Annotated in this window: 18 protein-coding genes; 11 read left to right on the forward strand and 7 right to left on the reverse strand. The window is 65.1% G+C overall.

All coding sequences use genetic code 11. The features are described 5' to 3' along the window. Positions 1 to 31: 31 nt before the first annotated feature. From dprA to LCM4576_RS00765, 4 genes are all read right to left on the reverse strand, one after another. A complete protein-coding gene (gene dprA, locus LCM4576_RS00750) occupies positions 32 to 1159 on the reverse strand; it encodes a DNA-processing protein DprA (RefSeq protein WP_071029746.1) in 1128 nt (375 codons plus the stop codon). Next, complete coding sequence (gene plsY, locus LCM4576_RS00755) at positions 1156 to 1737, reverse strand: glycerol-3-phosphate 1-O-acyltransferase PlsY (protein WP_116397854.1); 582 nt, start codon at positions 1735 to 1737, stop codon at positions 1156 to 1158. The genes dprA and plsY overlap by 4 nt, the downstream gene beginning before the upstream one ends. A gap of 186 nt (positions 1738 to 1923) precedes the next feature. Continuing rightward, positions 1924 to 3210 (reverse strand): dihydroorotase, encoded by a 1287-nt coding sequence (locus LCM4576_RS00760; protein WP_071029750.1) that lies wholly within the window; start codon positions 3208 to 3210, stop codon positions 1924 to 1926. Next, positions 3207 to 4187, reverse strand: a complete 981-nt coding sequence (locus tag LCM4576_RS00765) for an aspartate carbamoyltransferase catalytic subunit (RefSeq protein WP_071029752.1) — start codon at positions 4185 to 4187, stop codon at positions 3207 to 3209. The genes LCM4576_RS00760 and LCM4576_RS00765 overlap by 4 nt, the downstream gene beginning before the upstream one ends. 218 nt (positions 4188 to 4405) lie before the next feature. Between LCM4576_RS00765 and LCM4576_RS00770 the strand changes: the two genes are divergently transcribed. The 3 genes from LCM4576_RS00770 to LCM4576_RS00780 all read left to right on the forward strand — a co-directional run bounded on the left by LCM4576_RS00770 (position 4406) and on the right by LCM4576_RS00780 (position 7137). After that, positions 4406 to 6034, forward strand: a complete 1629-nt coding sequence (locus tag LCM4576_RS00770; RefSeq protein WP_071030112.1) for a DNA alkylation response protein — start codon at positions 4406 to 4408, stop codon at positions 6032 to 6034. 213 nt (positions 6035 to 6247) lie between these two features. Beyond that, positions 6248 to 6796, forward strand: a complete 549-nt coding sequence (locus LCM4576_RS00775; protein ID WP_407067352.1) for a hypothetical protein — start codon at positions 6248 to 6250, stop codon at positions 6794 to 6796. Beyond that, a complete protein-coding gene (locus LCM4576_RS00780; protein ID WP_071029754.1) occupies positions 6796 to 7137 on the forward strand; it encodes a DUF6105 family protein in 342 nt (113 codons plus the stop codon). The genes LCM4576_RS00775 and LCM4576_RS00780 overlap by 1 nt, the downstream gene beginning before the upstream one ends. On the opposite strand, the gene ruvX is transcribed toward LCM4576_RS00780, so the two are convergent. Then, positions 7079 to 7561 (reverse strand): Holliday junction resolvase RuvX, encoded by a 483-nt coding sequence (gene ruvX / locus LCM4576_RS00785; protein ID WP_071029756.1) that lies wholly within the window; start codon positions 7559 to 7561, stop codon positions 7079 to 7081. The two genes, LCM4576_RS00780 and ruvX, sit on opposite strands and share 59 nt — an antisense overlap. Positions 7562 to 7680: 119 nt before the next feature. Here ruvX and LCM4576_RS00790 point away from each other — a divergent pair, with 119 nt between their 5' ends. From LCM4576_RS00790 to LCM4576_RS00810, 5 genes are all read left to right on the forward strand, one after another. Then, entirely contained in the window at positions 7681 to 8388 is a 708-nt protein-coding gene (locus LCM4576_RS00790; protein WP_071029758.1) for a metal-dependent hydrolase, read from the forward strand. Between the two features lie 112 nt (positions 8389 to 8500). After that, a complete protein-coding gene (gene gatC, locus LCM4576_RS00795) occupies positions 8501 to 8788 on the forward strand; it encodes an Asp-tRNA(Asn)/Glu-tRNA(Gln) amidotransferase subunit GatC (protein ID WP_040987223.1) in 288 nt (95 codons plus the stop codon). A 3-nt stretch (positions 8789 to 8791) separates the two neighbouring features. Next, entirely contained in the window at positions 8792 to 9250 is a 459-nt protein-coding gene (locus tag LCM4576_RS00800) for a GNAT family N-acetyltransferase (RefSeq protein ID WP_071029760.1), read from the forward strand. Then, positions 9250 to 10815 carry an amidase gene (locus tag LCM4576_RS00805; RefSeq protein WP_071029762.1) on the forward strand — a complete coding sequence of 522 codons (1566 nt, stop codon included), beginning with the start codon at positions 9250 to 9252 and terminating at the stop codon, positions 10813 to 10815. Before LCM4576_RS00800 ends, LCM4576_RS00805 begins: the two co-directional genes overlap by 1 nt. Positions 10816 to 10845: 30 nt before the next feature. After that, complete coding sequence (locus LCM4576_RS00810; RefSeq protein WP_071029764.1) at positions 10846 to 11643, forward strand: YdcF family protein; 798 nt, start codon at positions 10846 to 10848, stop codon at positions 11641 to 11643. Here LCM4576_RS00810 and LCM4576_RS00815 read toward each other — a convergent pair. Then, positions 11616 to 12335, reverse strand: a complete 720-nt coding sequence (locus LCM4576_RS00815; RefSeq protein WP_071029766.1) for a DUF599 domain-containing protein — start codon at positions 12333 to 12335, stop codon at positions 11616 to 11618. The two genes, LCM4576_RS00810 and LCM4576_RS00815, sit on opposite strands and share 28 nt — an antisense overlap. A 180-nt stretch (positions 12336 to 12515) precedes the next feature. On the opposite strand from LCM4576_RS00815, the gene LCM4576_RS00820 reads away from it, so the two are divergent. The 3 genes from LCM4576_RS00820 (at position 12516) to LCM4576_RS00830 (ending at position 15357) form a co-directional block, all read left to right on the forward strand. Then, positions 12516 to 13919, forward strand: a complete 1404-nt coding sequence (locus LCM4576_RS00820) for an L-serine ammonia-lyase (RefSeq protein WP_071029768.1) — start codon at positions 12516 to 12518, stop codon at positions 13917 to 13919. An 84-nt stretch (positions 13920 to 14003) separates the two neighbouring features. After that, positions 14004 to 14441: a DUF1489 family protein gene (locus LCM4576_RS00825; protein WP_071029770.1), complete on the forward strand. Its 438-nt coding sequence runs from the start codon at positions 14004 to 14006 to the stop codon at positions 14439 to 14441. Positions 14442 to 14658: 217 nt separating this feature from the next. Then, complete coding sequence (locus LCM4576_RS00830) at positions 14659 to 15357, forward strand: molecular chaperone DnaJ (protein WP_071029772.1); 699 nt, start codon at positions 14659 to 14661, stop codon at positions 15355 to 15357. A 43-nt stretch (positions 15358 to 15400) separates the two neighbouring features. Here LCM4576_RS00830 and LCM4576_RS00835 read toward each other — a convergent pair whose 3' ends face one another. Then, positions 15401 to 16816, reverse strand: a complete 1416-nt coding sequence (locus LCM4576_RS00835; protein ID WP_071029774.1) for a D-alanyl-D-alanine carboxypeptidase family protein — start codon at positions 16814 to 16816, stop codon at positions 15401 to 15403. Positions 16817 to 16968: the final 152 nt, after the last annotated feature.

The following is a 16968-nucleotide window of genomic DNA, read 5'->3' on the forward strand; positions in this document are numbered from 1 at the left end:
AGGACTGAAATCCGGAACTGAAGGCCGCAGGTCACGCGATCAGCGACACATTCCCGCCGGCGTGACGCTCCAGCCGTCCCGCGAGGTCGAGTTCCAGCAGCACCATCGATATCTGCGCCGCACTCATGCCCGTGTGGCGGATAATGTCGTCCACCGCGATCGGCGTGGGGCCAAGYGCTTCCAGCACATCGGCGCGGTCGKTTTCGCCGGGTGGCGACATGGCGGATATGTCGGGCGCCTCGGYAAGTGGCGTGGTCAGCGGGCGACGGACGCCGGCAAGCGGCGCCAGCGCGCCGAGCACGTCGGCGGCTTCGGTGATTAGCGTGACGCCGTCCTTGAGCAGCGCGTTGCAGCCGGCGGCGCGCGGATCGAGCGGCGAGCCCGGCACGGCGAAGACCAGCCGGCCCATCTCATTGGCGAGGCGCGCGCTGATCAGAGATCCGGAGCGTTGCGCTGCCTCGACCACCACCAGTCCAAGCGCCATGCCGGCGACCAGGCGGTTGCGACGCGGAAAATCCTGGGCGCGCGGCTGCCAGGCGAAGGGCATTTCCGAAACGATGGCGCCACCGCGATCGGCGATCTCGTCGCACAGGCCGGCATTCTCGGGCGGGTAGGGGACATCGAGCCCGCCGGCCAGCACGCCGATGGTGCCGGTCGAAACGCTGCCTTTGTGTGCGGCCGTGTCGATGCCGCGCGCCAGGCCGGAAACGATGGCGTAGCCTTCGCGGCCGAGGTCTGCCGCCAGCAGACGCGCCATCTTGATGCCGGCCAGCGAGGCATTGCGGGCGCCGACGATCGCCACCGCCGGCAACCGGAAGACCGAGCCTTCGCCTTTCACCGCCAGCAGCGGCGGCGGATTGTCCAGGGTTTTCAGCAAGGGCGGATAATCGGCCTCGCCGATGCCGACGAAGCGGGCGCCGGCGCGCCGGGCGGCGTCCAGCTCGGCTTCGGCCTCGGCGATGGAGGGGATGCGCACGAYGCGATTGGCGCCGCCGGAGATCGTCAGCTCGGGCAGCATTTCAAGCGCGGCTTCTGCCGAGCCGAAGCGGTTGATCAGCTCGCGAAACGAAGCCGGGCCGACATTGGGCGTGCGGATCAGGCGAAGCCAGGCAAGCCGCTGCCGGTCGCTGAGGCGCGGGCCGGCGGCCGGGGCGCTCATCCCTTCGCYCCGATCTTGCCTTCGGTGCCGGCCAGCAGCCGCGAGATGTTGGCGCGGTGCTTGATGAAGACGATCAGGCTCATCAGCGCAAACAGGCCGGCGATCTGCGGCGTGCTCATGAAATAGAGCGCGATCGGCACGACCACCGCGGCCGCCAATGCGGCCAGCGAGGAATAGCGGAACAAGAAGGCCATCGCGAGCCAGACGACGGCGAAGACGAGCATGCCTTGYCAGGCTAAGCCGAGCAGCACGCCCAGATAGGTTGCGACGCCCTTGCCGCCCTTGAAGCCGAGCCAGACGGGGAAGAGATGGCCGAGGAAGGCGCCGAAGCCGGCCAACAGTCCGAAGTCCAGCGAGAAATGCCCGGCGATCAGCGCCGCCGCCGTGCCCTTCAGCGCATCGAGCAGCAGCGTCGCGGCAGCAAGGCCCTTGTTGCCTGTCCTCAGCACATTGGTGGCGCCGATATTGCCCGAGCCGATCTTGCGGACGTCGCCGAGGCCGGCCGCGCGGGTAATCAGGAGCCCGAACGGAATCGAGCCGAGCAGATAGCCGAGGACGAGCGAAATCGCGTAACCCATTGTCTCCCCCATACTCCTGTCGCTCCAGGTGCTCGCCTTAAGATTGATACAATCTGCTTTATGCAACCATAGTTTGCAAGAGCTGGCGCTGCTTGGGCAACAGCTGGTCATAATGGTAGAGTCGGGAGGGTTCGCCAAGCAACTCTGTGCGAACAGGGTCCGGCAGAGCTCAAAGCAATGGATGGGCTATACTGAAAACACTGTTCGGCCCGCGACCATCGTCTGCAAGACTTTGYCCTGCAGGCGCGCGCCTTCGAAGCAGGTGTTCTTCGAACGCGAGCGCAGTCCGCTTTCGCTGACGATCCACGGTTCGTCGAGATCGACGACCGCGAGATCGGCCGGCGCGCCCGGCTGCAGCGTGCCACCCGGCAGGCCGAACAGTCGCGCCGGCGCAGTAGACAGCGTCTCGATCAGCCTGAGCAGCGGCACATCGCCATTGTGGTAGAGCCGAAGTGCCGCGCCAAGCAGCGTCTCCAGCCCGATCGCGCCGGCGGCCGCATCGGCAAAGGGCAGGCGCTTGGTGTCGACGTCCTGCGGGTCGTGCGAGGAGACGATGATGTCGACCGTGCCGTCCTTGATCGCCTCGATCATCGCCAGCCGGTCGTCTTCGGCGCGCAAGGGCGGGTTGAGCCGGAAGAAGGTGCGGTATTCGCCGACATCGTTCTCGTTGAGCGACAGATTGTGGATGGCGACGCCGGCCGTGACATTGGCGCCATCGGTCTTGGCCCGGTTCACCGCGCCGGCCGCCATCGCGGACGAGATTTTTGCCGCGTGATAGGCCCCGCCGGTCAGCCGCGCCAATGCCAGGTCGCGCTCGAGCGGGATCAGTTCCGCCTCGCGCGGAATACCCGACAGGCCGAGCCAGCTTGCGTAGAGGCCTTCGTTCATCACGCCGGACGAGGCGAGGTTCGCGTCCTGCGTTTCATGCGCGATGACGCCGCCGAAATCGCGGGCGTAGGTGAGCGCGCGGCGCATCACCAGCGCATTGGCGATGGTGTGGCGGCCGTCGGTATAGGCGACGGCGCCCGCCTCGCGCAGCAGGCCGAACTCGGTCATCTCGCGGCCTTCGAGGCCCTTGGTGATCGCGGCCGCCGGAAAGATGTTGACGCTTGCAGTGTCGCGCGCGGTGCGCAGCACGAATTCGACCAGCGCCACGTTGTCGATCACCGGATCGGTGTCGGGCATCATGACGATGGAGGTGACGCCGCCGGCCGCCGCCGCCACGCTTGCCGAAGCGATGGTCTCGCGATGCTCGCCGCCGGGTTCGCCGATGAAGACGCGCGCGTCGACAAGGCCTGGAATGATCGTCTTGCCGGCGCAGTCGACGACGGWGCCGCCTTCCGGCACGCCCTGGTTCAATGCGGCTTTCCCGGCCGCGACGATCTTGCGGCCATCGACGATGACGCTGCCGATCTCGTCCACGCCGCGCGACGGGTCGACGATGTGCGCCTTGCTGAAGACGGTCACGCTCATGCGCCGCGCCCCTCATGGTTGCGGCCGTCATTGTTGCGACGAGGGTCAAGCAGCGCTTCCATCACCGCCATGCGCACGGCGACCCCCATCTCCACCTGTTCCTGGATGACGCTTTGCGGCCCGTCGGCGATCTCGGAGGCAATCTCGACGCCGCGGTTCATCGGRCCGGGATGCATGACCAGCGCATCGTCCTTGGCGGCTTTCAGCTTCTCGGCATCGAGGCCGAAATAGCGGAAATACTCGCGGATCGACGGCACGAAGGCGCCTTCCATGCGCTCGCGCTGCAGGCGCAGCATCATCACCACGTCGGCGTCCTTCAACCCCTCGGCCATCGAGCGCGCGACGATCACGCCMATCCTGTCGATGCCGGACGGYAGCAATGTCGAGGGCGCGACGACGCGCACCTGCGCGCCGAGCGCGTTCAAGAGCATGATGTTGGAGCGGGCGACGCGCGAATGCAGGATGTCGCCGCAGATCGCCACGATCAGCTTCGAGAGCGGTCCCTTGGCGCGGCGGATGGTCAGCGCGTCGAGCAATGYCTGCGTCGGATGCTCGTGCGCGCCGTCGCCGGCATTGACCACCGAGCAGCCGACCTTCTGGGCGAGCAGGGCAGCCGCGCCCGCCGACTGGTGGCGGATGATCAGGATGTCCGGGCGCATGGCGTTGAGGGTCATGGCCGTATCGATCAGCGTCTCGCCCTTCTTCACCGAGGAGCTTGCCACCGACATGTTCATGACATCGGCGCCAAGACGCTTGCCGGCCAGCTCGAAGGACGACTGCGTGCGGGTCGAGGCTTCATAGAAGAGGTTGATCTGGGTGCGGCCGCGCAGCGTCGAAGTCTTCTTTTCCGATTGCCGTGAGATCGCCACGGCCTGGTCCGCCCGATCGAGCAACAACTCGATATCGGCGGGGGAAAGATCGCGGATGCCCAGAAGATGGCGGTGGGGAAAGAGCGGCAGGGACGAAGCGTCGGTCATCTCAAGGCGCTGCTATAGGGTGCGGTCCGGCCTGCCGCAAGCGCCAGCTTTGGATTGCGGGCGTTCTCCCCGGTATTTTCGTCGCGCGCCTTCCGTGGCTTGGGCTATAAGGCGTGGCTTGGGCTATAAGGCTGGGGGCTTCGGATTCGCGACCGCGGCCTTGGAAATGCTAAGAACCTCTCGGCCAATTGAAGGATTGGGCAACTGAAGGATTGGGCGTGACCGACGAGGTGATCAACCAGCCGCCGCCGTTGACGGGCGGCAATGCATGGCGGGGCGATCCGCTGCTCATCCAGCTTGCCGAGCGTTTTTCCGATCCCGTGCGCAAGGATCTCGATGGGCTTGGCCGGTTCGTGATGACACAAGAGGCGCAGGAGCTTGCCCGCCTCGCCAACACCGATACGCCGAAATTGCGGACGCATGACCGCCAGGGCCGGCGCCTCGACCTGGTCGAATACCATCCGGCCTATCACGCCCTGATGCGTCGCTCGATTGCCGGCGGCCTGCATTCTTCCGTGTGGGAAAACGGCGATGCCGAGATMGGCCGCCGCCATCAGGTGCGGGCGGCGCGCTTCTATCTGACCGCGGAACTCGAGACCGGGCATCTGTGTCCGATCACTATGACCAGCGCCTCGCTGGCGGCGCTGATGGCGAGCCCGAAGCTTTTCCGCGAATGGGCGCCGCGCGTGACGACGCGCAAATACGACCAGACGCAGAAGCCGCCGGTGCAGAAGACCGGGCTGACGCTCGGCATGGGCATGACCGAGAAGCAGGGCGGCACGGATGTGCGCGCCAATACGACCCGGGCCGAGCGAACGGGAAGCGGCTTCTACCGGTTGACCGGCCACAAATGGTTCATGTCGGCGCCGATGTCGGATGCCTTCCTGGTGCTTGGCCAGGCTCCGGAGGGACTGTCCTGCTTCCTTGTCCCGCGCATCCTGGGCGACGGTTCCGGCAACGGCTTCCGCTTCCAGCGGCTGAAGGACAAGCTCGGCAACCGATCGAACGCCTCGTCTGAGGTGGAGTTCGTCAACRCCATCGGCGAGATGGTCGGCGACCCGGGCGCCGGCGTCAAGACAATCATGGACATGGTGACGCTGACCCGGCTCGACTGCGCGGTCGCTTCGTCGGCGCTGATGCGGGCAGGGCTTGCCGAGGCCGTCCACCACACGCGCCATCGGCAGGTGTTCGGCTCGAACCTGATCGACCAGCCGCTGATGCAGCGGGTTCTGGCAGATATGGCGCTCGACGTCGCCGCGGCCACGGCGCTGTCGTTCAGGCTGGCGCGCTCCTTCGACGAGGCGGCAAGCGACCGTGGCGAGGCGGCCTTCGCTCGCGCCATGACGCCGGTCGTCAAATACTGGGTCTGCAAGATCGCGCCGGGGCTGCTTTACGAAGCGATGGAGTGCCTGGGCGGCAACGGCTATGTCGAGGAAGCGCCGCTCGCCCGCTACTATCGCGAGGCGCCGGTCAACGCGATCTGGGAAGGCTCGGGCAATGTCATGGCGCTCGACGTGCTGCGCGTGCTCGGCCGTGCGCCCGGCCTGTTCGAGGAGGTGCTGGYCGGCATCGACCGTGATCTCGGCACCGGCGGGCGCGGCACCATCGGCGTGCTCAAGGCTGCCATGCAGGTCGCCGCGACCGACCAGGGCTCGGCGCGCCTGCTCACCGAACAGCTCGCGCTTTCGGCCGCGGCGGCGGAGCTGCGCCGGCTGGGAGCAGGGCGCATCGCCGACGCTTTCGTCGAAACGCGGCTGGGCGGCCAGTGGCRCACCACCTACGGCATGCTCGATTCGCGCCACGACGCGCGCATGATCATCGACACGCTCTATCCGCCGGTGACCTGATCCCGCTCTAAACCAAAGAGCATGATCCGAAAACCGCTTCCCGCTCTTCGGCTTGATGCCCAGTGYGGATTGCCGAGCTGTGGATAGCTGTTAACCTTAACAAATGGTTTCCATTGCGGTGAACCGTTGCAAAGCCCAATCTCCGTCTGCTGGAGTAGGGAACGGTCAACCATGGCCTCCCCGAGCTCCGCCAGCGGGAAGCGCATGCGGCACGTGTTGAGCTCAGTTCTGGCCTTGCATTGGGCGGTGGTTTTCGCCCTGCTTGCCTATATCTGCATGGACGGCAGCCGCGGCATAGCGACGGCGCTTGGCGTGCTTGGTCTCTCGGTCCAGGCCAACCGGTTTCCCGAGCTTGAAAATGTTGCCTTGCTGGCGCCGCTCTCGATCGCGCTCCTGACCGTCGCGGTGTTGTTCTGCTGGGCCTTCGTCGAAACGCTGCTGAACGCGGCGGCGAGGGCGGACGCGGGCGAGAGCGTGGCGCGGATCGCCTTCATCGCGGCATCGTTCCTGCTTTCGCTGATCCTCATCGGCGGTGTGGCGCAAGGCATTGACGGCCTGTTCATGATCGTCGCCATTCAGATGACGGCGCTGCTTGCCTCCTACATCGCCGTGCTGGCTGAACGCCGCTCCACCTTCGCGGCAATGAATTTGCCAGAGGGCGATGTTCGCGCCGCCTCGCGCATGGCGATGGGCGCCGCGCACAGTTCGCTGCTTTCCCGCATATCCGGCCGTCCGGAACGYAAGCCAGGAGGCAGCCGCTGATGCGCACGCTGTTCGCACTCTGGGCTGCTCCGATGGCCGTCTTCTGGGGATGGTTCTTCCTGTCGCTCAACGACATGAATTTCGGTTATGTGATGCTCAGCCGCCAGCTGCACGATTTCGTCTTCCAGCTCTACGGCCAGATGCTGGGCATCGATCCGGCGATTATCCCGGGCATGGTGGCGCGAACCTGCGTTTTCGACTTTTTCCTGCTCATGGGCCTTTGGGCTTTCCGCCGCCGGCGCAACATCGCCGAATGGATCAGGCAGCGGCGGCAGGGCGATATCAGCTCCGATCGGCTCGGCCGAGCGACTGAAGCCGGTCCAACGCTCCCTGCAGAATAAAGGCGGCGGCCGCCGAATCGATCTTGCCGGCGCGCTTCTTGCGCGAGAAATCCATCTCGATCAGCGTCCGCTCGGCCGCGACCGTCGACAGCCGCTCGTCCCACAGCACGAAAGGCAGGTCGGAAAGCGGCGCCATGTTGCGGACGAAGGCGCGCGATTTCTGYGCACGAGGCCCTTCCGAGCCGTCCATGTTGACCGGGAGGCCGAGCACGACGGCGCCGACATTGTCCTTCTCGAGCTGAGCGAGCAGCTGGGCGGCATCGAGGGAGAACTTCTTGCGCAGAATGACGGGGCGCGGATGGGCGAAKGACAGCCCGCGATCGGAGACCGCCACGCCGATCGTCTTGTCGCCGAGATCGAGCCCGGCGAGCGTCTTGCCGTCGGCAAGCCACCCCGGYAGTTCCTCGATTGAAATGATGCCCAAGCGGCTTCCTCTGATATCCAGGCGTCACACATCCTTTTGACGGTAAGGCGCGCCGCGCTACTTTCAATTTGCCGCCAGCGTTCTATCCTTCGGCAACGGAAAAATCGAGGAAAGCATTCATGAAACTGACCTGGTACGGACATTCGGCATTCCGCGTCGAGACCAAGGACGCCACCATCCTCATCGACCCCTATCTGGTCGGCAATCCGTCCTGGACGGGGGGCTGGGAAGGCCCGGCGGAGGGTGTCACGCATGTTCTCCTGACCCATGGCCACAACGACCATGTCAGCGGCGCGGTCGAGGTGCTGAAGAAAAGCGGCGCCATGCTGGTCGCCAATTTCGAGATCTGCATGTATCTCGTCGGCCAAGGCGTCAGCGGCGACAAGATCAATCCCGGCAATATCGGCGGCACCGTCGATTGCGGACCGTTCACCACGACCTTCGTCCAGGCGTTGCACTCGTCCTCTTTCGGCGGCGAAGGCGGCACCAACACCTATCTGGGGAACCCGGGTGGACTGGTCCTGCACTTCCCGGAGGACAAGACGCTCTACCACATGGGCGACACCGACATCTTCTCCGATATGGGCCTGATCAACGAACTGCACGAACCGAAGATCGGCATTGTGCCGATCGGCGACCGCTTCACCATGGGTGGCGCGGTGGCGGCCCTTGCCTGCCGCCGCTTCTTCGGCTTCGAGACCGTCGTTCCCTGYCACTTCCGCACCTTCTCGATGCTCGACCAGACCGCCGACAAGTTCGTYGCCGGCATGGAAGGCTCGGGTGTCAATGTGGCGCTTCCGGAAATCGGCAAGGCGATCACGATCTAAGTCGCCTGCAATCGCCAGGGGGCACCGCAACTGAGCTGACCGGCATCATGCATGTTGCGCGGCAGACGCCGCGCCGCTATAGCCCGCACTGGTTTTCCCGAGGCGATAGAACATGTCCGTTGATCTTCAGACCGTGAAGCGCGTCGCGCGCCTTGCCCGTATCGCGGTGAGCGAGGAGGACGCCGAGCGCATGACCGGCGAACTGAACGCCATCCTCGGCTTCGTCGAACAGTTGAACGAGGTCGATGTTTCTGGTGTCGAGCCGATGACCTCGGTCACGCCGATGGAGATGAAGAAGCGCCAGGATGTCGTCACCGACGGCAACAAGCCCGCCGACATCGTCGCCAATGCGCCGGCGACGGAAGAGAACTTTTTCCTCGTTCCGAAGGTGGTGGAGTAGGCCGTGGCTGTCGAGATCGCCGTCGAGACGCCTTTGCAGGACGACGTGCGCGCGCTGGTCGCCGAACTCAATGCCGCGTTGCTCGAACTGAYGCCGCCCGAGCACTGCTATCATCTGACCGTCGAGYAGATGGCGGGCAAGGATACGACGGTGTTCATCGCCCGCGACAACGGCCTGGCCGTCGGCTGCGGCGCGCTCAAGCGCCATGACGGGGCGGTCGGTGAGGTCAAGCGCATGTACACGCGGCCTTCGCATCGCGGCCGCAAGATCGGCGCCGAGATCGTCGGACGGGTCGAGGCGCTTGCCCGGCAGGAAGGGCTGAGGCGCCTGGTTCTCGAAACCGGCGATCGGCACCCCGCGGCCTGGACCGTCTATGAGCGCGCCGGATTCTCGCGTTGCGGACCGGTGCTGGATTATCCCGACTCCGAGTGGTCGGTGTTTTACGAAAAGAGCCTTGCCTGATGAGCGATCTCACACATCTCACCATTTCCGAGGCCCGCGCCAAGCTGCGCGGCAAGGAGATCACCGCGGCCGAAATCACCGAGGCCTATCTTGCGGCGATCGATCGCGCCAATCCCGTGCTCAATGCCTATGTGACTGTGACCGCCGACAAGGCGCGCGACATGGCGAAGAGCTCCGACGCCAAGCTCGCCAAGGGCGAGGGCGGCGCGCTGGAAGGCATTCCACTCGGCATCAAGGACCTGTTCGCCACCGAAGGCATCCATACCCAGGCCTGCAGCCACGTGCTGGACGGCTTCAAGCCGCGTTACGAATCGACCGTGACCAGCAATCTGTGGGCCGACGGCGCCGTCATGCTCGGCAAGCTCAACATGGACGAGTTCGCCATGGGCTCRTCGAACGAGACCTCCTACTACGGCCCGGTGATCAATCCGTGGCGGCGCTCGCGTGTCGATACGGTCGTCATGCCGACGACGCATCAGGGCGATGGCGGCTTTGTTTCAGCCGGCGGCACGAAGACGGCGCGGACCTTGGATAACGCCCAGCTGGTGCCGGGCGGCTCGTCGGGCGGATCGGCATCGTCGGTGGCCGCCTTCCTCTGCGCCGGCGCTACCGCGACGGACACCGGCGGCTCGATCCGCCAGCCTGCGGCGTTCACCGGCACGGTCGGCATCAAGCCGACTTACGGTCGCTGCTCGCGCTGGGGCATCGTCGCCTTCGCTTCCTCGCTCGACCAAGCCGGGCCGATCGCGCGCGACGTGCGCGACGCCGCGATCCTGCTGAAGTCGATGGCCTCCGTCGATCCGAAGGACACAACCTCGGTCGACCGCCCGGTGCCGGACTATGAAGCGGCGATCGGCAAGCCGATCAAGGGCATGAAGGTCGGTATTCCGAAGGAGTATCGCGTCGACGGCATGCCGCAAGACATCGAGGCGCTCTGGCAGCGGGGCATCGCCTGGCTGAAGGATGCCGGCGCCGAGATCATCGACATCTCGCTGCCGCATACCAAATACGCCTTGCCGGCTTATTATATCGTGGCGCCTGCCGAGGCTTCGTCGAACCTCGCCCGCTATGATGGCGTGCGCTACGGCCTGCGCGTGCCCGGCAAGGACATCGTCGACATGTACGAGAAGACCCGCGCCGCCGGTTTCGGCCGCGAGGTCAAGCGGCGCATCATGATCGGCACCTATGTGCTGTCGGCCGGCTATTACGACGCCTACTATCTGCAGGCGCAGAAGGTGCGCACGCTGATCAAGCGCGACTTCGAGAATGTCTTTGCCGCCGGCGTCGACGTCATCCTGACGCCGGCGACCCCATCGGCCGCCTTCGGCATCGCCGACGAGGACATGGCCTCCGATCCGGTCAAGATGTATCTCAACGACATCTTCACGGTGACGGTGAACATGGCCGGCCTTCCCGGCATTTCCGTGCCGGCCGGCCTCGACGGCAAGGGCCTGCCRCTCGGCCTGCAGCTGATCGGCCGCCCGTTCGATGAGGAGACGCTGTTCCAGACCGCCAACGTCATCGAGCAGGCGGCGGGCAAATTTCAGCCGGAAAAGTGGTGGTAGGCTCATACCTCATCTGACAGAGGGTGAGGGATGTTCTACTTATTGTCGAAAGTCTTCTGGTTCTTCGGCCAACCGATCAACCTGGCGATCTTCCTGCTGCTCGCCGGCCTGCTGGCAGGGCTGTTCCGGYGCCGCCGGCTGGCAGCGACGGGCAGCATGYTCGGCATCGCGATCCTGGTTCTTTCGGCCTGGACGTCGGTCGGCGCGATGATGCTGACGCCGCTGGAAAAACGCTTTCCGAAGCCGCCATTGCCTGAAAAGGTGGACGGCATCATCGTGCTCGGCGGCGGCTTGGAGGGCGCCATCAATCTGGCGCGCGGCGGCTATGAATTGAACGCCAGCGGCGATCGCATGGTCGAGACGGCAATTCTCGCCAGGCGCTTCCCGCAGACCAAGATCGTCGTCTCAGGCGGCAGAGGTTCGTTCTTTCTTGATGGCGAAGGCGATGCCGACACGGCGCCGCGGCTGCTCGGCGCGCTCGGTGTTTCAGCCGATCGCCTGATCCTCGAGGACAAATCGCGCAACACCTATGAGAACGCGGTGTTCTCGCGAAAGCTTGTCGAGCCGAAACCGGGCGAGACCTGGCTGCTGGTCACGTCAGCGTTCCACATGCCGCGCGCCAAGGCGCTGTTCGACAAGGCGGGTTTTGCGACCATCCCGTGGCCGGTCGACTACCGCACCTCGGGCAAGGAAGGCGTCGGTTTCTACCGCGACAATCCGGTCGACTCGGTGCAGGCAACCACCATTGCCGTGCGGGAATGGATCGGGCTTTTCGCCTACCGGCTCTCCGGCAAGATCGATCAGTTCTTTCCCGGACCAGGCGGCTGACCGAGCACGGCCTGCCGCGCCGCCGAGAAGAACTGGCGGCGCACCAGTACCGCCAGGAGCACCAGGGTCGACATCACGAAGACGATCGGGTCGACGAACCAGCCGAGATAGCCGATCGAGAAGAAGACGGCGCGCAGGCCGGAGTTGAAGTGCTTGCCGGCGAGCACGTTCATGCGCGTCGCCCGCCACACCGCCGTTTCGCTGACCGGGTTGCGTGAAGCCGGGCCATGCGGTGTCGGCACCGCGCCGATCAGGATCGAGCAATAGTTGAACAGCCTGTAGGCCCAGCCGAACTTGAAGAAGGCGAAGGCGAGAATCAGCACCAGGCCGAACACCTTGGTCTGGAAGGCTTCACGCGACGAAGCCGCGCCGAAGGGCAGGTCGGCCAGAACCTGAAGCACGCGGTCGGAGGCGCCGAGCAGGGCAAAGCAGCCACCGAGCGCGATCAGGGAAGATGAGGCAAAGAAGGCGGTGCCTTGCTGCAGGYCGCCCATGATGGCGGTGTCGACGATRCGGATCTCGCGCTCGGCCATGTTGCGCATCCAGGCCTCGCGCTGGGCGTTCATGGCGGTCGTCAGCGAGACGCGGCTGATCAGCCTGCCGTCGGAGGCGAGCGTGTGCAGCACCCAGACCACCAGGAAAAAGGCCAAAGCCGCCAAATCTGCCATTGAAAGGTGGAGTGAGTCGCCCATGCGCTCTTGTAGCACGGGCCGGGCCGACGCTTCGACGGGCCCTCGAGGCGCCGATATTGCGATGTCGCTGGCGGAGCAAACAAGGTCGGCAGCCGCCGCGCCGCGCCACGCAAAACATCRGAAACATCGCGGGAATTCCTATATGTAAGTCTTGATCGGCCTCCAGGAGACAACGGTCCCGTGTTCCTTTCGGTTTTCGACCTGTTCAAGATCGGCATCGGCCCGTCGAGCTCGCACACGATGGGACCGATGACGGCCGCGCGCCGTTTCCTCGACGAGATCCTGGCCGGCGACTGGCCGAGGCCGGCGGGTGTGAAAGTAGACCGCATCGGCGCCAGCCTGCATGGCTCGCTCGCCTATACCGGCATCGGCCATGGCTCGGACCGCGCTGTCATCCTCGGCCTGGCCGGCCAGACGCCGCAGACGGTCGACCCCGACGAGGCCGACGGCATCGTTGCCCGCATCGGCGCGGAGAAGCGGATTTCACCGCCCGGGCACCCGACTTATCGCTTCGATCCCGCCAAAGACCTCGTGCTCGACCGAAAGACGCCGCTGACCGGCCACGCCAACGGCATGGCCTTCTATGCCTATGACGCATCCGACCGGCTGCTGCTCAAGCGCATCTATTATTCGATCGGCGGCGGCTTCGTCGTTTCCGAGGAAGAGCTGCAGCGCATGAAGGCCAAGGGCTCGGTGACGACCGAGGGCAAGAAGGTGCCGTACCCGTTCAAGAATGCCGTCGAGATGCTGGCGATGGCGGCAAAGAGCGGGCTCTCYATCGCCGAGATGAAGCGCGCCAATGAGGAAAAGCACATGGCGCGCGAGGAGCTCGATGCCGGCCTCGACGCGATCTGGGCCGCCATGAAGGGCTGCATCGACCGGGGCCTGTCACAGGACGGCATCATGCCGGGTGGGCTGAAGGTGCGCCGCCGTGCGCGGCAATTGCACGACAAGCTCCAGGAACAGTGGCAGCAGAACCGGCCCAATCCCTTGCTCGCCAATGACTGGCTGTCGATCTACGCCATGGCGGTCAACGAAGAGAATGCCGCCGGCGGGCGCGTGGTGACCGCGCCGACCAATGGTGCTGCCGGCACGCTGCCGGCGGTGCTGCGCTACTGGCTGCATTTCCATCCCGAGGCCGACCAGCCGAGCATCCGCGACTTCCTGCTGACGGCCGCCGCCGTCGGCGGCATCATCAAATCGAACGCCTCGATTTCGGGCGCCGAAGTCGGCTGCCAGGGCGAGGTGGGGTCCGCTTCGGCAATGGCGGCCGCCGGACTTTGCGCGGTCATGGGCGGCACGCCCGAGCAAGTGGAGAACRCAGCCGAGATCGCGCTCGAGCATCATCTCGGCATGACCTGCGATCYGGTCGGCGGCCTGGTGCAGGTGCCCTGCATCGAGCGCAACGCGCTGGGCGCGGTGAAGGCCGTGACTGCCGCGTCCTTGGCCATCAAGGGCGACGGCACGCATTTCGTGCCGCTCGACGCCGCGATCGAGACCATGCGCCAGACCGGCCTCGACATGAACGAGAAATACAAGGAAACCAGCCTCGGCGGGTTGGCGGTGAACGTGGTGGAGTGCTGAGGTCTCACGAGGACCCCGGACTGGCCCTGTGGAGAAGTCGCTCAAGGCGTTGACGCGCCGACCCTTGCGGCTAAATCTTGGGCCATGTCACTCAATCTCATCAAATTGTGCGTCGGCTGCGACAGCGTCGAGGATCTCGAAGAGTGGATCGCCTTCCGCCTCGACGAGCGGCGCCGCGCCGGCGAGCCGGCCGAGCATTGGCACACCACCCGCATGGTGCCGACGCGCGGCGCGGAGATCACCGATGGCGGCTCGCTTTACTGGGTGATCAAGGGCAGCGTACAGTGCCGGCAGCTGATCACAGAGATCAGGCCCTTTACCGACGATGAAGGCATCGRCCGCTGCCATCTGGTGCTCGATCCCGAAGTCGTGCGGACGGACTGGCAGCCTCGGCGCGCCTTCCAGGGCTGGCGCTACCTCAAGCCCGCCGATGYTCCGGCCGATCTCGGCAAAGGCAGGGCGRCACTCGCCGAGATGCCGCCGAAGCTCAGGCTGGAACTCGCCGAACTCGGTCTGCTCTAGCGCGTTTCACCGTTTCACGGAAACGGCGAACCGCCCTATCCGTTTGTTTTCGCAATTCCGGACGGAAAACCGCTCACACTTTTCCTGGAATTGCTCTGCGTGCTTTGCGGGTGTCCCGCCGCTGGCCCTTCGGCTCACCCGATGTGGGACTTGCAAGCGCCAGACCTTGGTCCCATCCTATTCCCATGCTCGGTCATCTCTATGGCGGTGCTAATCGATGGGTGTGATCCTCGCTTTGGCAGCGGTGCTCGTGGTGCTTTTCGGCGCTGCGTTGCTCTTTGTGCGCGCGGACGCGGCAAGGATGGCCGACAGTCTGAGATCGCTTGGGCCGGCCTTCCTTGGGCTGGTCGGCGCGCCCATGCTGATCTTCGGCCGCAGCCTTATCGGCGGATTGCTTTTGCTCGCGGCACTGGCCTGGGTCGGCTGGATACGAACGAGGCGGCCGGCGGCAAGGRCCGCGGCGTCCAAACACTCGACGGTGCGCACCGCCGCTCTCGAAATGGACCTCGACCATGACAGCGGCAAGCTCGAAGGTCTTGTTCTGGCCGGGCGTTATGAAGGCAAGATGCTTGGAGCCATGGGGCTGACGGACTTGCGCCAGCTTCATGGCGAGCTCAGCCCCGATCTGGAGAGCCGCCAGCTTTTAGAGACGTATCTTGACGGCCGTTTTCCCGTCTGGCGCAAGGACGCGCAGCCGCACGGTGGCGAAGGGCTGGGTGTTGCGCCAGGTGCGGGCGCCATGACTAAGGAGGAGGCCTACAAGGTCCTTGGTCTTGAAGCGGGGGCTGCCGCGGCGGATATCCGCAAGGCGCACCGCCGCCTGATGCAGCGCCTGAACGCCGATGTCGGCGGTACGTCTGTCCTGGCGGCGCGGATCAATGAAGCCAAGGACGTCTTGCTCTCCAATCACGATTAGTCTCCTTCGACGCCGGTACCTTCCGGGAGATTTCGACAACCGCCTACTGCTCGACGGCGTAGCACGAGATTTTCTTGCGTTTCAGCGCATCGCAGGCCTTCCAGGCGGCACTCTTCGAGTCGAAGCCGCCGAAGCGCGCGCGGTAGTAGGTGGTGCCGTCCTTGTCGAAAGCGACGGTGAAGCCGGAGGCGTCGGCCAGGATCTTCGGCGCCTGCTTGGCGGTCTGATCGAGCAGGCTCTGAGCGCCTGACTTCGTGGGCGAAGAGGCAACCTGAACCACCCAGCCGGACGGCACCGACGACGTCTYGACCGGATCGATCGCAGGCGCGGCAGGCGCCGGCTCGGCATAGGCGGCAACGCTGGTGTCCTCGGATTTGGGAGCCGGCGCCATGGCTGCTATCGCGACCGTCTTGACCTTCCGGGCCTTGAGCACCGGCTTGGTCTCTTCCGCGACCTGCTGGGTATCGTCCTGGACGTCATCGGCTGAAGCAACGACGGTGTCATCCGTTGCCGGCTTGGCGTCCGGCGTCGGCGCGTCATGCTTGGGCAAGAAGACCTTGGCCAGCGTCTTGATCGGATTGTCGTTGCCCTTGGCGATGAGATCACCGCCACCGCGCGTCGAGGCGCGCGGCAGATAGGTGGTGATCAGCGCGGCCATCTGGTTGTCGCGGCTGCGGCCGGAAGCGCCGCCCATCACCACAGCGACGAGGCGGCGGTCGCCGTCGGCGACGGAGGAGACGAGATTGTAGCCCGAGGCGCGGGTATAGCCGGTCTTGATGCCGTCGACGCCCTTGATGCGGCCAAGCAGACGGTTATGGCCGTTGATGCGCTGGCGGCCATACAGGAACGAGCGCTGCGAGAAATAGCCATAATATTGCGGGAAGTGCTCGCGCAGCGCGATGCCGAGCATCGCCATGTCGTGCGCCGTGGTGAACTGACCCGGATCGGGCAGGCCGTTGGCATTGCGGAAGACGGTGCCGTTCATGCCGAGCTGGCGCGCCTTGGCCGTCATCATGCGGGCGAAATTGTCCTCGCTGCCGCCGAGCAACTCGCCGAGCGCGGTGGCCGAGTCGTTGGCCGATTTCGTCACCATCGACAGGATCGCGGTCTCGACCGGAACCGAGCCACCGGCGCGCACGCCGAGCTTGGTCGGCGGCTCGGACGCGGCATGCGCCGAATACGGCACCGGCGTGTTCTTGCTGATCCTGCCCTTCGCCAGCGCCTCGAAGGTGAGGTAGAGCGTCATCATCTTGGTGAGCGATGCCGGATAGCGGCGGCCGTTGGCGTCGGCGGAATAGAGCACCTTGCCGGTCTTGGCATCGACCACGATGGCCGCAGACTTCGCGGCAAGAGCCGACGCGACATCGGCGGCGACAATCGTCACCGCGAGCGCGGCAACCATGATCGCCTTGAAGGAGAATGAAGATTTGGAGACGAAGCCCGACAACGCCTGACGCACCGTTATTTACCCTGAATTTTCGTTGCCCCGGAGGCGGCTAAGGGAGTGCCTGCCTCGCTTCCGGCCAAGCTATCGCGCTCAGCGTTACCAATCCGTTTATGGTAACCGCCGCGTTCACCATTTTTCGGCAAATCGAGCTTCTCTTTAATCGA

The sequence above is a fragment of the Mesorhizobium sp. LCM 4576 genome (genome assembly GCF_001854815.1).
GTDB classification, from domain to species: domain Bacteria; phylum Pseudomonadota; class Alphaproteobacteria; order Rhizobiales; family Rhizobiaceae; genus Mesorhizobium; species Mesorhizobium plurifarium.